This is a genomic window from Pseudomonas putida, assembly GCF_001636055.1.
Lineage (GTDB): Bacteria > Pseudomonadota > Gammaproteobacteria > Pseudomonadales > Pseudomonadaceae > Aquipseudomonas > Aquipseudomonas machongensis.
In genome coordinates this window covers 3,369,917-3,383,931 of sequence record NZ_CP011789.1, presented here as the reverse complement: position 1 = coordinate 3,383,931, position 14,015 = coordinate 3,369,917, and the positions used below count along the sequence as shown (strand labels likewise).

The window sequence follows — 14,015 nt, the reverse complement described above, 5'->3', positions numbered from 1 at the left end:
CTCGTTCATCTCAGGCCTTGCGCCGTAGCAAGAGGATGAAGAACAGCCCGCCGATGGCTGCCGTGGCGATGCCGATCGGCAGATCCTGCGGGGCGATCAGCGTGCGTGCGCCAACATCGACCCAGATCATGAACAGCGCCCCGAGCAAGGCACAGGCCGGCAGCAGCCGGCGATGCTCGGCACCCACCAGGCGGCGAGCGACGTGGGGCAGCATCAGGCCGACGAAACCGATGGCGCCCGACAGCGACACCAGCACACCGGTCAGCAACGCCGTGCCGACGAACACCTTGGCCCGCACACGCCGGGTGTCGAAGCCCAGGCTGACAGCGGTCTGCTCGCCACTCATCAGCGCGTTCAGCGCCCGCGCCAGGCTCATCAACAGCACGAAGCCCGCCAGCACGCAAACGGTCGGCAGCCACAGCAGCGACCACTGTGCCAGGCCCAGGCCGCCGAGCATCCAGAACATCACCGAGGCGGCAGCATGCGGGTCGCCGGTGTAGAGCAGCAGGTTGGCGGCGGCCATCACCACGAACGACACCGCCACCCCGGCCAGCAGCAGGCGATCGCTTTCCAGGCGCCCACCACGACTGGCCACGCCGAGCACCAGCAGCATGCTGCCCAACGCGCCGATGAACGCGGCCAGGGGCAGGCTGAAGGCCCCGGCGAACGGGCCGAGAAACAGCACCATCAGCACTGCGCCGAACACCGCCCCGGAGCTGACCCCCAGCAAGTGCGGATCAGCCAGCGGGTTGCGGGTCACTGCCTGCAAAGCGCCGCCGACCAGTGCCAACCCTGCACCGACCAGCGCTCCCAGCAGCACGCGCGGCGCGCGGATCTGCCAGATGATCTGCGCCTGGCCGCGGCTCCAGTCGCCGCCTTGCTCCAGCCCCACCTGCTGCAAAACAATGCCGACGACCTTGCCCAGTTCGACCTGCGCCGAGCCGAACCCCAGTGACAGCAGGCACGACAGCAGCAAGGCCAGCAGCAGCGAAACGATCAGCAGGCGATAGCCCGCAGGGCTGCGAATCGGCATCAGCGGCGGGCCTCGGCGAACGGCTGCGGATGCAAGGCCGTGGCCAGGGTCTCGATGGCCTGGGCGTTCTCCACCGACGGAGTCACCTCCAGGTACGACAGCACCACGAAGCGCTGCTTGCGGATCGCCTCGACACTGCCCAGTGCCGGGTGCTGTAGAAGGAAGTCGCGTTTCTGCTGCCAACTGGTGGGCCCATAGTCGACGATGACGATCACCTGCGGATCGCGTTCCACCACGCTTTCCCAATTCACCTGGGTCCAGCTGGCGGCGACATCGCTCATGACGTTATCGCCCCCCGCAGCGCTGATCAGCGCCTGCGGCATCCCGAGGCGCCCGGAGGTGGTGGGGCGATCTTCGCCACTGTCGTAGAGGAATACGCGCGGCCGTTGCTTGACCTCGGCCATCTGCGTAGCAACGCGCTCGACGCGTTGACGCAACTGGCTGACCAGCGCGGTGGCGCGCTCGCGCACATCGAAGATGCGGCCAAGGTTGTCGAGGTCGCGGTAGAGGTCGTCGAGGCTGGCCTGGCGTTGCGGCATGATCCAGGAACACGACTCGCTCAGTTCGTACACCGGGATATCGAAGGGCGCGAGGGTCTGTGGGGTGACCGGCCCGCCGATTCGCATGCCGTAGCTCCAGCCGGCGAGGAAGAAGTCGGCGTTGGCATCGAGCAGGTTTTCTACCGACACGTAGCGCGGCGCCAGCTCTGGCAGCCCTTCGAGTGCTTCGCGCAGGCTTGGGTCGAGGGTTTTCCAGCCGCTGATACCGCTGTAGCCGGCCATGTGGTCGCGCAGGCCGAGCGCGAGGAGCATACCGGTGAGATTGATATCGTGGCTGACGGCATGCTGCGGCGCATGGGTGAAGGTGACGTCGCGTTCGCAACTGCGTACGGTCAGTGGATAGTTGTCGGCCTCGGCGGCCAGCGGCAGGGCGGCCAGCAGGGCCAGGCTGGTGAGCAGCGATTTCATGCGGGGCTGATCCAGGTAATGCGTGGATGGGAGGCCAGCGGGTGGCGGTCGACCAGTGCCTGTACGCCAAATACCTCCGCCAGGCACTGCTCGGTGAGCACCTGCCCTGGCGTGCCGTGGGCGACGATGCGCCCGGCATCGATCACGTACAGCCGATCGCAGAAGGCGGCGGCCAGGTTCAGATCGTGGAAGCTGGCCAGCAGGCTCAGGCCGGTGTTGCGCAGTTGCTGCAGCAGCGCCAGCTGAAAGCGTGGGTCGAGGTGATTGGTCGGTTCGTCGAGGATCAGCAGCCGAGGTTGCTGGACCAGCGCTCGGGCCAGCAGCACGCGCTGTTTTTCTCCGCCCGACAGGCAGATGAAGGCATCGAGGGCGCGCGGCAGCAGGTCGAGCCTGGCCAGGGTGTCGTCGATCAGACTCGCGTCGCCATCACCGTCGAACCAGCCCAGGTGCGGGGTACGGCCCATGGCAACGACGTCACGCACGCTCAAGCCGAAGTCTTCAGGGAACTCCTGCAGCATCACCGCGATGCGCTGGGCGACCCAGCGTGGGTTGCGCTGCCAGATATCCTCGCCATCGAGGTGCACCTGGCCTGCGCAGGGGCGATTGAAGCGGTAGGCGCAGCGCAGCAGACTGGTCTTGCCGCTGCCGTTGGGGCCGATCAGGCCGACGAATTCACCGGCGCCGATCTGCAGGTCGATGCCCTCCAGCAGCGGCTGCCCACCGCTGTGCGGTGACCAGTGCAGGCCTTGGATATGCAGGGTAGGGCATGACATGGATGAACCAACCGTCGCAGGGTGAGTGAAACCCGAACGGTGGAGGTGCGCGCAGCTGTCGCGGGCGCGCGGCTGCCGCGAGAACCGGCCTGCGCCCGCCCACCGCGGGAGTTGCCAACTGCTGTGACAGGCCGGTCTCCGGGCTTGCGAGGGGCATGAGGCATTCACCTTCCCATGCCGTTGGCACAGTGGTGTATCGAATGCATCGCTCGCTTACCGTTGCGGGGGCAGCGCCGGACTGCTCGCATGGGCGAGGCACCGGCTTCCCGTTTAATCCCCGGCTCGGCGGCAGGGGACACCTGAAACAAGGGGCGCATCTGAGCATTTATGGGAGGGGGAGTCAACCGGCCCTGTCGCGGGGGGGCGCCCGCGCCAGGGCCGACACGTTCAGGCCGGCAATGATCAGCTGCGCTTGAGCACCAGCGTCAGGATGTCGTAACTGGCCACCAGTTCACCGAGCTGGTTGGTCACCTCCACATCCCAGGCCACCACCCCTTGCGGCTGCCCCAACGGGCTGGTCTTGCCCTGGTCGATCTTGCGCTTGCAGGTCAGGCGCGCCTGGATCGTGTCACCGATCCCCACCGGGTTGATGAAGCGCAGGGTGTCCAGCCCGTAGTTGGCCAGTACCGGCCCTTCACCTGGCGACACGAACAGCCCGGCCGCCGCTGACAGCACGAAGTAGCCATGGGCGATGCGCTTGCCGAACTGCGACTGCTTGGCGGCGATTTCGTCGAAATGCATGTAGAAGTGGTCGCCCGACAGGCAGCCGAAGTTCACCAGGTCCGCCTCGGTGACGGTACGTCGGTGAGTCAGCAGCGATTCGCCGATGCGCAGTTCATCGAAGTAGCGACGGAACGGGTGCACCTCGGTCTCGATCACTTCGGCGCCGCGCACGTGCTCGCCGGTCACCGCCGCCAGCATGCTTGGCGAGCCCTGGATCGCGGCACGCTGCAGGTAGTGCTTGACCGCCCGCAGGCCGCCGAGCTCTTCGCCGCCCCCCGCACGCCCGGGGCCGCCGTGCTTGAGCTGTGGCAGCGGCGAGCCGTGCCCGGTGGACTCCGGCGCGGCCTCGCGATCGAGCACCAGCAAACGTCCGTGCCAGGCGGCGGCCGCGGGAATGGCCTTGGCGGCGATGGCGCGGTCGCGGGTCACCAGGGTCGCCACCAGGCTGCCCTTGCCACGCGCGGCCAGGACCAGGGCTTCGTCCAGGTCGTCGTAGGCCATCAAAGTGCTGACCGGGCCGAACGCCTCGATATCGTGGGCGCCGCCTTCGGCGTGTGGGTCGCGTGCGTGCAGCAGGGTCGGGGCAAAGAACGCACCTTCGGTTACACCTTCGCCCACCGGCGAGAAGCCGTCGTCGGCGCCGAACAGCTGGTCGCAGCTTTGCAGCAGGCTGCGCACGCGCTCACCGACGTCACGCTGCTGGTCATGGGAGGCCAGCGCGCCCATGCGCACGCCTTCGACCGACGGATCGCCCACCACCACCTTGGCCAGGCGCTCGCGCAGGCGGGTGGCGACGGCATCCAGGTGCCTGGCCGGCACGATGGCCCGGCGAATGGCCGTGCACTTCTGGCCTGCTTTGGTGGTCATCTCGCGCACCACTTCCTTGACGTACAGGTCGAACTCCTCGTCGTCGGGGGTTACGTCCGGCCCGAGGATGGCGCAGTTCAGCGAGTCGGCCTCAGCGGTGAAGGGCACTGAGTTGCGCACCAGGTTCGGTGTCATGCGCAGCTTGGCTGCGGTGTCGGCGGAGCCGGTGAAGGTCACCAGGTCCTGGCCCTGCAGGCGCTCGAGCAAATCGCCGGTGCTGCCGATCACCAATTGCAGGCTACCGGGCGGCAGCAGCCCTGATTCGTCGATCAGGCGCACCACAGCTTCGGTCAGGTAGCTGGTGGAGGTCGCGGGCTTGACGATGCACGGCATGCCGGCGAGGAAAGTCGGTGCGAACTTTTCCAGCATGCCCCAGATCGGGAAGTTGAAGGCGTTGATGTGCACTGCCACACCTGCCCGTGGCACCAGGATATGGCTGCCGGCGAAGCGCCCTTGCTTGCCCAGCGGGATCGCCGGGCCTTCGTGCAGCAGGTTGCCCGAGGGCAACTCGCGGGTGCCGATGCCGGAGTAGGAAAACAGCGTGGCATTGCCGCCTTCGATGTCGATCCAGCTGTCGGCACGGGTCGCGCCGCTGTGGTGGGAGAGGGCGTAGAGCTGTTCCTTGCGCTCGGCCAGGTACAGCGCCAGGGCCTTCAGGCGGGCGGCGCGCTGTTGAAAGTCCAGGGCCATGAGCCCGGCGAGGCCCTGGCGGCGGCCGAAATCCAGCGCTTCGGCGAAGTCCGGGCGTTCCTCATGGCTGTAGGCCAGGACCTGCCCATCGAGGGCGCTGCGCAGGGCCTGGGCGCCGTGCTGGCCGATCCAGCGACCGGCGATGAAGCTCTGCAGGGTGTGGGCTTCAGACATGCTGTTCTCCTTTGAGGGGCGCGGTTACCACAGCGCCAGGGTGTAGCCGATGATCAGGCGGTTCTCGTCCACGGCGTTGGTCAGGCCATTGCCGGAACGGAAGGTGACGTTGCGCCAGCGCAGGCTGACGTCCTTGAACGGGCCGCTCTGGATGACGTAGGTGATGTCGGTGTCGCGCTCGCGTTCGCGGCCATTGCTGAGGGTCGCGGTTTCGGCGTGGCGACCGTCGGTGTAGCGGGTCATGAAGCTCAGGCCCGGAATGCCCATCGCGACGAAGTCGTAGTCGTAGCGCACTTGCCAGGAGTCGAGACCTGCGCGGGTGAAGGTGTTGTAGGTGACCAGGTTGACCGTGTAGGGGTCGCCACCGTTGAGAAACGGAAACGCGCTGTCGCCGGACATCTGCTGCCAGGTGGCGGTGAACTTGTGGGCCTTCACGCCCAGGGTGAACATGGCGTTGAAGTTGCGGTTGTCGATGCGGCCTGCGCGTTCGGCGCCGTCGCCGCGGCTGTCGAAGTAGCGCAAGTCGCTGCGCAGGCTCATCCCTTCGCCCAGCGGCTGGGTGTGCAACAGCCCCAGGTATTGCTGGCGATAGATCTCGTCGAGCTTGGCGTAGTAATAGCTGACGCTGGTCTGCGGGGTGATCGCGTAACTGCCGCCGCCGAAGTCGAAGTGGTCGCTACTGGCCGCGCCGTAGCCGATGTCGTCGCGCCCGGATGAGTCGCGCAGGTTGGCCTTGGTCAGCCGTCCGGCGTTGACGGTCAGGCCCTCGATCTCCTGGCTGGTCAGCAGGCCACCCTGGAAGGTCGATGACAGCAGGCGGGTGTCGTTGTACACCACCACCGGCAGAATTGGCTGCAGGGTGCCCAGGCGCAGGGTGCTCTTCGATACGCGCAGCTTGCCGGTCAGCCCCAGCTCGCTGTAGTCGTCCACCGGCTCCAGGCTGTGCGGGCCGAAGGGCAGCAGGCCGGTGTTGCGCCGGTCGCGGCTGGAGTCGAGCTTGATCCCCAGTTGCCCCATGGCGTCCACGCCCAGGCCTATGGGGCCTTCGCTGAAGCCCGATTCGAAGCGCGCGGTGAAACCCTGGGCCCATTCCTCGGCCTTGGCTTGCGGTGCATTGGACTGGCGAAAGTCGCGGTTGATGTAGTGGTTGCGCAGCTCGACGCGGGCGTGGCTGTCAGCGATGAAATCCGCCATGGCCGGCAAGGGCAGGGCGAGGGTGGCCAGCCAGGCGGCCGACTTGAGACGAGTGTGGTTCATTGTTGTTATATCCGACATTCGAGGTTCAAGGGTTCAGTGCTTGCTGGCGCCGGCAGCGCCGATCCCGGTCATGGAGCGAATGAACTGGCCCAGGTAGCGACCACGCTCTTCGCTGGCCCGTTGCGAGCTGTCGGTGACCGAGAAGGCCCAGGCACCGAGGAAGGCCAGGCTCATGGAGAACAGCGCCGGGTTGCTGTAGGGGAACAGCGCGCGCTCGTTGTGCAGCACGTTGACCCACACCGCCGGGCCCAGCACCACCAGCACGATGGCCGAGACCAGCCCAGCCATGCTGCCGGCTACCGCGCCGCGGGTGGTCAGGCCTTTCCAGAACATCGAGAGCAGCAGCACCGGGAAGTTGACCGAGGCGGCAATGGCCAGCACCAGGCCCGAGAGGAAGGCGATGTTCTGCGATTCGAACAGCAACCCCAACAGCACCGCGAGCAGGCCGATCAGCAGGGTGGCGATACGCGACATGCGCATTTCTTCCTGCTCGCTGGCCTGGCCCTTGCGCACGACGCAGGCATAGAGGTCGTGGGAGATCGCCGAGGCACCGGACAGCGCCAGGCCTGCGACCACGGCAAGAATCGTGGCGAAGGCCACTGCCGAGATGAAGCCCAGGAACAGGTTGCCGCCCACGGCCTGGGCCAGGTGCACGGCGACCATGTTGCCGCCGCCGATGATCGCGCCGCTGGCGTCGCGGTAGGCCGGCTCGGTCCCCACCATGACGATGGCGCCGAAACCGATGACGATCAGCAGCAGGTAGAAGTAGCCGATGAAACCCGTGGCGTAGAACACGCTCTTGCGGGCTTCCTTGGCGTCACTGACGGTGAAGAACCGCATGAGGATGTGCGGCAGCCCGGCGGTGCCGAACATCATGCCCAGCCCCAGCGAGATGGCGTCGATGGGATTGGACAGCAGTGCGCCGGGGGCCATGATCGCCTGGCCCTTGGCATGCACTGCCACGGCGCTGGCGAACATCGCCTCGGTGCTGAAGCCGAAATGCTTGAGCACCATGAACGCCATGAAGGTGGTGCCCGACAACAGCATCACCGCCTTGATGATCTGCACCCAGGTGGTGGCGAGCATGCCGCCGAAGGTCACGTACAGCACCATCAGTACGCCCACCAGGGTGACGGCGTAGAGGTAGCTGATACCGAACAGCAACTCGATCAGCTTGCCGGCGCCGACCATCTGCGCCACCAGGTACAACAGCGCGACGGTCAGCGTGCCGAACGCGGCGCTCAGGCGTACCGGGGCCTGTGCCAGGCGGTAGGAAACCACGTCGGCGAAGGTGTACTTGCCCAGGTTGCGCAGTCGCTCGGCAATCAGGAACAGGATGATCGGCCAGCCGGCGAGTACGCCCAGGGCATAGAGCAGGCCGTCGTAGCCGTTCATGAACATCATCGCCGAGATGCCGAGGAAGGACGCAGCGCTGATCATGTCCCCGGCGATCGCCAGGCCATTCTGCATCCCAGTGAGGCCACCGCCTGCGGTGTAGAAGTCACTGGTCGAGCGGGTGCGGGCCGCGGCCCAGCGGGTTACCAGCAGGGTGAAGCAGACGAACACCATGAACATCGAGATGGCAGTCCAGTTCATTGCGCGCACTCCTGGCGAACCTTGTCGTTGAGTGGATCGATGACGCGGTTGGCGCGGTGCATGTAGATGCCGGTCAGGGCGAACGACAGCAGCACCATCAGCACACCCACCAGCATGCCGACGCTGGTGACGCCGCCATTGAGCGACTGGCCGAGCAGGCCGGGGGCGAAGGCCACCAGCAGCACGAAGCCGTAGTAGGCGGCAAGCATGGTCAGGGTGAGGCTGCCGTTGAGGCGGCGCTTGCGGCGGATCAGTTGCTGGAAGTCGGGGTGCTTGCTGATGGAGTCGATGTGCTCGGGTGTCATGGGAAGCGGTCCTCTGTCTTGTAATTGTTTTTTCAGGTCACGCAGGGTGTTGCGGGGTTGCTGGCGGCCTCATCGCGGGACGAGCCCGCTCCCACAGGTACAGCAGTGACCATGGGTCTTGTGGGAGCAACGGTCTTGCTCAAAATTTGAAGTCCAGCCCAATCCCTGCGGGAGCAGGCTTGTCCCTTTAAAGTCCAGCCCAGTCCCTGTGGGAGCAAGCTTGTCCCTTTAAAGTCCAGCCAATCCCTGTGGGAGCAGGCTTGTCCCGCGATGAGGGCGCCGCGGTCTCAAAGTTGATCGAAATCCAGCACCACGCGGTCGCTCAGCGGATACGTCTGGCACGACAGCACATACCCCGCCGCCACCTCGTAATCCTCCAGCGCATGGTTGCTGTCCATTTCCACCTCGCCCTCGATCACCCGGCACTTGCAGGTCGAGCACACGCCGGCCTTGCACGAATAGGGCAGCTCGGCGCCAATGGCGTTGCCGGCATCGAGAATGTTCTGGCTGTTGCGCGGCAGGTCGAAGGCCAGGGCACGGCCATCGCTGATCACGGTGATATGGCTCAGCGCCGAGTCCAGCTGGCGCTGAGCCTCGCGGGCTTCGCGCCTAGCCTCGTTGCCAGCGGCGGCAAACAGCTCGAAATGGATGCGTTCGCGCGGCATGCCGTTGTCTTCTAGGCTGGCGCGCACGGTTTCGGTCATCGCCTGCGGCCCGCAGATAAAGGCGGCATCGAGGGCTTGCACGTCGAGCCAGCGAGAGAACAACTGGCCGCACTTGTCAGCATCGATTCGGCCGTTGTACAGGTCGACATCCTGCTGTTCGCGGCTGAACACGAAAATCAGGTTCAGGCGGTCCAGGTAACGGTTCTTCAGGTCTTCCAGGCGATCGCGAAACAGTGCGCTGTTGCTGGCGCGGTTGCCGTACAGCAGGGTGAAGCGACTGTTGGGCTCGCAGGCCAGGGTGGTGGCGATGATCGACAGGATCGGGGTGATACCGCTGCCGGCGGCGACCCCCAGGTAATGGCCATGGCGCTCGGTTTGCAGTGGAACGAAGAAGCTGCCGCTGGGCGGCATCACGTCTAGTTGCTGGCCGACCGCGAGCACATCGTTGGCGAATGCCGAGAAGCGTCCGCCAGGCACGCGCTTGACCGCCACGCGCAGCTCGCCGTCCTGCACGGCACTGCAAATCGAATAGGAGCGGCGCACTTCCTCATCGTCGAGAAAGGTGCGCATCACCAGGTACTGGCCCTGGGTGAAGCGGAACGCGTCCTGCAGATGGGCGGGCACGTCGAAGGCGATCGACACGGCGTCGCGTGTCTCGTGACGCACTTGCTTGATGGTCAGGCTGTGAAACTGGCTCATGGTCGTCTCCACGGCTCAAATGCATTTGAAATAGTCGAACGGCTCCAGGCACTCGCGGCAGCGATAAAGCGCCTTGCAGGCCGTGGAGCCGAACTGGCTGAGCAGTTCGGTGTGGGCGCTGCCGCATTGCGGACAGCACACCTTGGGGGCTTCGCCGAGCAGGCTGCGCTTGCTGGCATTGCCCTGGGGCGGGGCGATGCCATAGACACGCAAGCGTTCGCGGCCTTGATCGCTGATCCAGTCGCTGCTCCAGGCCGGGGTCAGGCGGCGTTCCAGCGCTGGCTGGGCAAAACCGGCCTGTTCCAGGGCCTGGCGGATATCCCCCTCGATCACCTCGGTGGCCGGGCAGCCGGAGTAGGTAGGGGTCACCACCAGGTGCAGATGGCCGGCGCGCCAGTCCAGGTCGCGCACGATTCCCAGGTCTACCACGCTGACCACCGGCACTTCCGGGTCCATGACCTGCTCCAGCACCGCCCAGGCCCGCGCCAGGTCGCCCTCGCGCAGGCTGCGGGCGCCACGGTCGCCAGCGATCAGCTCACCAGATCGCATCGGGGTAGGCCCGTGGCAGGAACTGCATCTCGGCCAGCAGCAGGCCCAGGTGTTCGGTGTGCAAGCCCTTGCGACCGCTCAGGTAGAAATGACTGGCGGGCGTGGGTTGCGGGAGCTCGACCGAGGCGAAGATGGCGCTGACCTGGGCGAGCCAGGCTTGCCCTACTTGCGTCGGGTCAGCGGCAATACCCGCGGCGGCCAGGCGCGTCTCGCTTTCACTGCCCTGGCTCAGCTCCACGGTGAAACGCCACAGTGCCGGGATTGCCGCGACCATGCGGCGACGGCTTTCGTCGGTGCCGCCGCCCAGGCGCTGCACCCATTCACCGGAGCGGCGCAGGTGGTAGGTGACCTCCTTGAGCGCCTTGGCCGCGATGCCGGCGATGCGCGGATCGCTTGAGGCGCACAGGCCTTGGAGCATCGCCAGGTGCCAGGCGTCGTAGAGGAACTGCTTGGCCATGGTCACGGCAAAGTCGCCGTTGGGTTGCTCGACCAGCAGCAGGTTGTGGAAGGCGCGTTCGTCGCGGCGAAACGCCAGGGCGTCGGCATCGCGGCCGTCGTCGAGCAGTTCGGCGGCGTACTCCAGCCAGTTGCGCGCCTGGCCGACCAGGTCGAGACCGACATTCATCAGGGCCAGTTCTTCCTCCAGTGCGGGAGCGTGGCCACACCATTGACACAGGCGCTGGCCTTGGATCAGGGCGCTGTCGCCGAGCAGCAAGAGGTAGGGGATCAGATCGTCGTTGTGCATGGCGGGCCTCACATGTGTCCGACTTCGTCAGGCAGCTCGTAGAAGCTGGCATGGCGGTAGACCTTGTCGTCCGAAGGGGCGAACAGCGGGTCTTTTTCATCAGGCGAGGAGGCGGTGATCAGCGCCGAAGGCACCACCCACAGGCTCACGCCTTCGCTGCGCCGGGTGTACAGCTCACGGGCGTTCTCGATGGCCATGGCCGCGTCGGCGGCATGCACGCTGCCCACGTGCTTGTGGTTCAGGCCGTGCTTGCTGCGCACGAATACTTCGTAGAGGGTCCAGACAGACATGTTCGATCTCCGCATCGGTCGCCGCTTCAGGCGGCGTTCTTGTTCTGTTGCTTGCGCGCATAGGCCACGGCGGCCTCGCGTACCCAGGCCCCGTCTTCGATGGCCTGGCGACGGGTGGCGACCCGCTCCTGGTTGCAGGGGCCGTTGCCCTTGATCACTTCGTAGAATTCGTCCCACTGGATTTCACCGAAGTCGTAGTGACCGCGGTCGGCGTTCCACTTCAGTTCCGGGTCCGGGGCGGTGCAACCGAGCAGCTCGAGCTGCGGCACGGTCTGGTCGATGAAGCGCTGGCGGAGTTCGTCGTTGGTCTGGCGCTTGATCTTCCAGGCCATCGACTGGGCGCTGTTGGGGGAGTGTTCGTCGCTGGGGCCGAACATCATCAGCGACGGCCACCACAGGCGATTGATTGCATCCTGGACCATGTCCTTCTGCGCCTGGGTGCCGTGGCGCATCATGGTCAGCAGCAGCTCGTAGCCCTGGCGCTGATGGAAGCTTTCTTCCTTGCAGATACGGATCATCGCGCGCGAGTAGGGGCCGTAGGAGGTGCGTTGCAGTACCACCTGGTTGACGATCGCCGCGCCGTCGACCAGCCAGCCCACCGCGCCCATGTCGGCCCAGCTCAGGGTCGGGTAGTTGAAGATGCTCGAGTACTTGGCCTTGCCGCTGTGCAGCTTGGCGATCTCTTCGTCGCGGTCGGCGCCGAGGGTTTCCATGGCGCTGTACAGGTACAGGCCATGGCCGGCTTCGTCCTGGATCTTGGCCATCAACTGCAGCTTGCGCTTGAGGCTCGGCGCGCGGGTGACCCAGTTGCCCTCGGGAAGCATGCCGACGATTTCCGAATGGGCGTGCTGGGAGATCTGCCGGATCAGGGTCTGGCGATAGGCCTCTGGCATCCAGTTTTTCGGTTCGATCTTGATCTCGGCGTCGATCTTCTCCTGGAAGTGGCGCTCTTCGGGCGACATCTCTTCCAGTGACTTGACACGTTTGACGCCGGTTTCGACTAGCTGTGCGTACATGTTCGGACTCCCGCCGCAGGGGTGGTTGGGGCATGGAGTCTTTTATAAGCGATACGTGATCTAACATCAAACATAAAATCATGTATCAGATAAAATTGTGTATCACGTTGCGCCCCTATCGCGGGACGAGCCCGCTCCCACTGACTCCAAGATCAGCGAGCCGCCTGTGGGAGCGGGCTCGTCCCGCGATAGGGCCGGCAAATCCGGCGCAAAAAAAGCCCCGGACCAGGCCGGGGCAGAAAAAGGCAGCCGAATCGAAAGTCAGCTGGCCAACCGTTTGTCGTAGACGTGGCAAGCCTTGCCCTCTGAGCGCTTCAGCGTTCCGCAGGGCTGCAGGCGAATCTGCGTGCTGATGCCGATGTAGGTCTTGATCTGCTTGCTCAGCTCACCCACAAGCGCCTTGCGCGTAGCGTCGTCCAGGTACTGGCTGTCGGCGCGCAACTCCACGTGCACTTCCACGCTGTCGAGATTGCCATTGCGATACAGATGGATCTCGTAAAGCTCGGAAAGCTGTTTTATTTTCAGCACCTGCTCTTCGATCTGCGTAGGGAACACGTTGACCCCGCGGATGATCAGCATGTCGTCGCTGCGCCCGGTGATCTTGCCAATGCGCCGCATCGGCCGTGCCGTGCCGGGCAGCAGACGGGTCAGGTCGCGGGTGCGGTAGCGCACCATCGGCAGCGCCTCCTTGCTCAGCGAGGTGAACACCAGCTCGCCCAGTTGCCCGTCCGGCAGGACCTCGCCGGACACCGGGTCGATGATCTCGGGGTAGAAATGGTCTTCCCAGATGGTCGGGCCGTCCTTGGTCTCGATGCACTCCATGGCCACGCCTGGCCCCATGATTTCCGACAGGCCATAGATGTCCAGGGCGTTGATGCCCAGGCGTTGCTCGATGGAGCGGCGCAGCTCGTCGGTCCAGGGCTCGGCACCGAAGATGCCCAGGCGCAGCTTGAGGTCGTTGGGGTCGATGCCCTGGCGCTCGATCTCATCGGCCAGGTTGAGCATGTACGAGGGCGTGACCATGATGATGTCGGGCTGGAAGTCGCGGATCAGTTGCACCTGCTTCTCGGTCTGACCGCCGGACATGGGGATCACCGTGCAGCCCAGACGCTCGGCGCCATAGTGAGCGCCCAGGCCACCGGTGAAGAGGCCGTAGCCATAGGAAACATGCACCTTGTCGCCCTTGCGTCCACCTGCGGCGCGGATCGAGCGGGCGACCACGTTGGCCCAGGTGTTGATGTCGTTTTGGGTATACCCGACCACCGTTGGCTTGCCCGTGGTGCCGCTGGAGGCGTGCAGGCGTACCACTTCTTCCTGGGGGACGGCAAACATGCCGTAGGGGTAGTTGTCGCGCAGGTCGCTCTTGCCGGTGAAGGGGAAGCGCGACAGGTCCTCGAGCGACTTCAGGTCGTCCGGGTGGGCGCCGCAGGCGTCGAAGCGCTGACGGTACAGTGCCACCTTGTCGTAGGCGTGGCGCAGGCTCCAGCGCAGACGTTCGAGCTGGTGCTGGCGCAGCGCATCGACACTGGCAGTTTCCATGGGGTCAAGCAGGGCGCGTTCGGCATCGTGGTACATGTTCATGGCTTCACTCGAGTTGTTCTTGTACGCCGGCCCGTCGAGGGGCCGTGAGTGTCATGGTGGGCAGCATACTGCCCGTTGCAGCGT

General features: G+C 65.4%; 12 protein-coding genes, 1 pseudogene and 1 riboswitch. All 13 genes and pseudogenes read right to left on the bottom strand.

Going from position 1 to position 14,015, the window contains the following annotated elements:
• Positions 1–10: 10 nt before the first annotated feature.
• On the bottom strand, positions 11–1,033 hold the full coding sequence (locus AB688_RS15045) for a FecCD family ABC transporter permease (protein ID WP_063544958.1): 1,023 nt from the start codon (positions 1,031–1,033) through the stop codon (positions 11–13).
• Positions 1,033–2,001: an ABC transporter substrate-binding protein gene (locus AB688_RS15040; RefSeq protein WP_063544957.1), complete on the bottom strand. Its 969-nt coding sequence runs from the start codon at positions 1,999–2,001 to the stop codon at positions 1,033–1,035. The genes AB688_RS15045 and AB688_RS15040 overlap by 1 nt, the downstream gene beginning before the upstream one ends.
• Entirely contained in the window at positions 1,998–2,774 is a 777-nt protein-coding gene (locus AB688_RS15035; protein WP_063544956.1) for an ABC transporter ATP-binding protein, read from the bottom strand. Before AB688_RS15035 ends, AB688_RS15040 begins: the two co-directional genes overlap by 4 nt.
• A 111-nt stretch (positions 2,775–2,885) precedes the next feature.
• A riboswitch (cobalamin riboswitch) is annotated at positions 2,886–3,092 on the bottom strand.
• A gap of 84 nt (positions 3,093–3,176) precedes the next feature.
• Entirely contained in the window at positions 3,177–5,228 is a 2,052-nt protein-coding gene (gene paaZ, locus AB688_RS15030; RefSeq protein ID WP_063544955.1) for a phenylacetic acid degradation bifunctional protein PaaZ, read from the bottom strand.
• Between the two features lie 24 nt (positions 5,229–5,252).
• Entirely contained in the window at positions 5,253–6,485 is a 1,233-nt protein-coding gene (locus AB688_RS15025) for an OprD family porin (protein ID WP_063544954.1), read from the bottom strand.
• Between the two features lie 33 nt (positions 6,486–6,518).
• Positions 6,519–8,087 (bottom strand): annotated as a pseudogene (locus AB688_RS15020) (cation acetate symporter); the annotation flags it as partial.
• Positions 8,078–8,386, bottom strand: coding sequence for a DUF485 domain-containing protein (locus tag AB688_RS15015; protein WP_063544952.1), 309 nt, complete (start codon positions 8,384–8,386; stop codon positions 8,078–8,080). The gene AB688_RS15015 and the pseudogene AB688_RS15020, both read right to left, overlap by 10 nt.
• Positions 8,387–8,673: 287 nt before the next feature.
• A complete protein-coding gene (paaE, locus tag AB688_RS15010; protein ID WP_063544951.1) occupies positions 8,674–9,750 on the bottom strand; it encodes a 1,2-phenylacetyl-CoA epoxidase subunit PaaE in 1,077 nt (358 codons plus the stop codon).
• Positions 9,751–9,765: 15 nt separating this feature from the next.
• The gene (gene paaD / locus AB688_RS15005) at positions 9,766–10,299 is read right to left on the bottom strand and encodes a 1,2-phenylacetyl-CoA epoxidase subunit PaaD (protein WP_063544950.1); all 534 of its coding nucleotides are present in this window, start codon (positions 10,297–10,299) and stop codon (positions 9,766–9,768) included.
• Positions 10,286–11,044, bottom strand: a complete 759-nt coding sequence (paaC, locus tag AB688_RS15000) for a 1,2-phenylacetyl-CoA epoxidase subunit PaaC (protein ID WP_063544949.1) — start codon at positions 11,042–11,044, stop codon at positions 10,286–10,288. Before paaC ends, paaD begins: the two co-directional genes overlap by 14 nt.
• An 8-nt stretch (positions 11,045–11,052) precedes the next feature.
• On the bottom strand, positions 11,053–11,334 hold the full coding sequence (gene paaB / locus AB688_RS14995; protein WP_004374528.1) for a 1,2-phenylacetyl-CoA epoxidase subunit PaaB: 282 nt from the start codon (positions 11,332–11,334) through the stop codon (positions 11,053–11,055).
• 26 nt (positions 11,335–11,360) lie between these two features.
• A complete protein-coding gene (paaA, locus tag AB688_RS14990) occupies positions 11,361–12,350 on the bottom strand; it encodes a 1,2-phenylacetyl-CoA epoxidase subunit PaaA (protein WP_054893413.1) in 990 nt (329 codons plus the stop codon).
• Positions 12,351–12,611: 261 nt separating this feature from the next.
• Entirely contained in the window at positions 12,612–13,931 is a 1,320-nt protein-coding gene (paaK, locus tag AB688_RS14985; protein WP_063544948.1) for a phenylacetate--CoA ligase PaaK, read from the bottom strand.
• Positions 13,932–14,015 lie beyond the last annotated feature (84 nt).

What these genes read in the sequence shown, in the direction of transcription:
- paaE (WP_063544951.1), bottom strand. Translation starts at nt 9,750, where the DNA reads ATGAGCCAGTTTCACAGCCTGACCATCAAGCAAGTGCGTCACGAGACA.
- paaA (WP_054893413.1), bottom strand. Translation starts at nt 12,350, where the DNA reads ATGTACGCACAGCTAGTCGAAACCGGCGTCAAACGTGTCAAGTCACTG.
- paaD (WP_063544950.1), bottom strand. Translation starts at nt 10,299, where the DNA reads ATGCGATCTGGTGAGCTGATCGCTGGCGACCGTGGCGCCCGCAGCCTG.
- paaZ (WP_063544955.1), bottom strand. Translation starts at nt 5,228, where the DNA reads ATGTCTGAAGCCCACACCCTGCAGAGCTTCATCGCCGGTCGCTGGATC.
- AB688_RS15015 (WP_063544952.1), bottom strand. Translation starts at nt 8,386, where the DNA reads ATGACACCCGAGCACATCGACTCCATCAGCAAGCACCCCGACTTCCAG.
- AB688_RS15025 (WP_063544954.1), bottom strand. Translation starts at nt 6,485, where the DNA reads ATGAACCACACTCGTCTCAAGTCGGCCGCCTGGCTGGCCACCCTCGCC.
- AB688_RS15035 (WP_063544956.1), bottom strand. Translation starts at nt 2,774, where the DNA reads ATGTCATGCCCTACCCTGCATATCCAAGGCCTGCACTGGTCACCGCAC.
- paaB (WP_004374528.1), bottom strand. Translation starts at nt 11,334, where the DNA reads ATGTCTGTCTGGACCCTCTACGAAGTATTCGTGCGCAGCAAGCACGGC.
- AB688_RS15045 (WP_063544958.1), bottom strand. Translation starts at nt 1,033, where the DNA reads ATGCCGATTCGCAGCCCTGCGGGCTATCGCCTGCTGATCGTTTCGCTG.
- paaC (WP_063544949.1), bottom strand. Translation starts at nt 11,044, where the DNA reads ATGCACAACGACGATCTGATCCCCTACCTCTTGCTGCTCGGCGACAGC.
- paaK (WP_063544948.1), bottom strand. Translation starts at nt 13,931, where the DNA reads ATGAACATGTACCACGATGCCGAACGCGCCCTGCTTGACCCCATGGAA.
- AB688_RS15040 (WP_063544957.1), bottom strand. Translation starts at nt 2,001, where the DNA reads ATGAAATCGCTGCTCACCAGCCTGGCCCTGCTGGCCGCCCTGCCGCTG.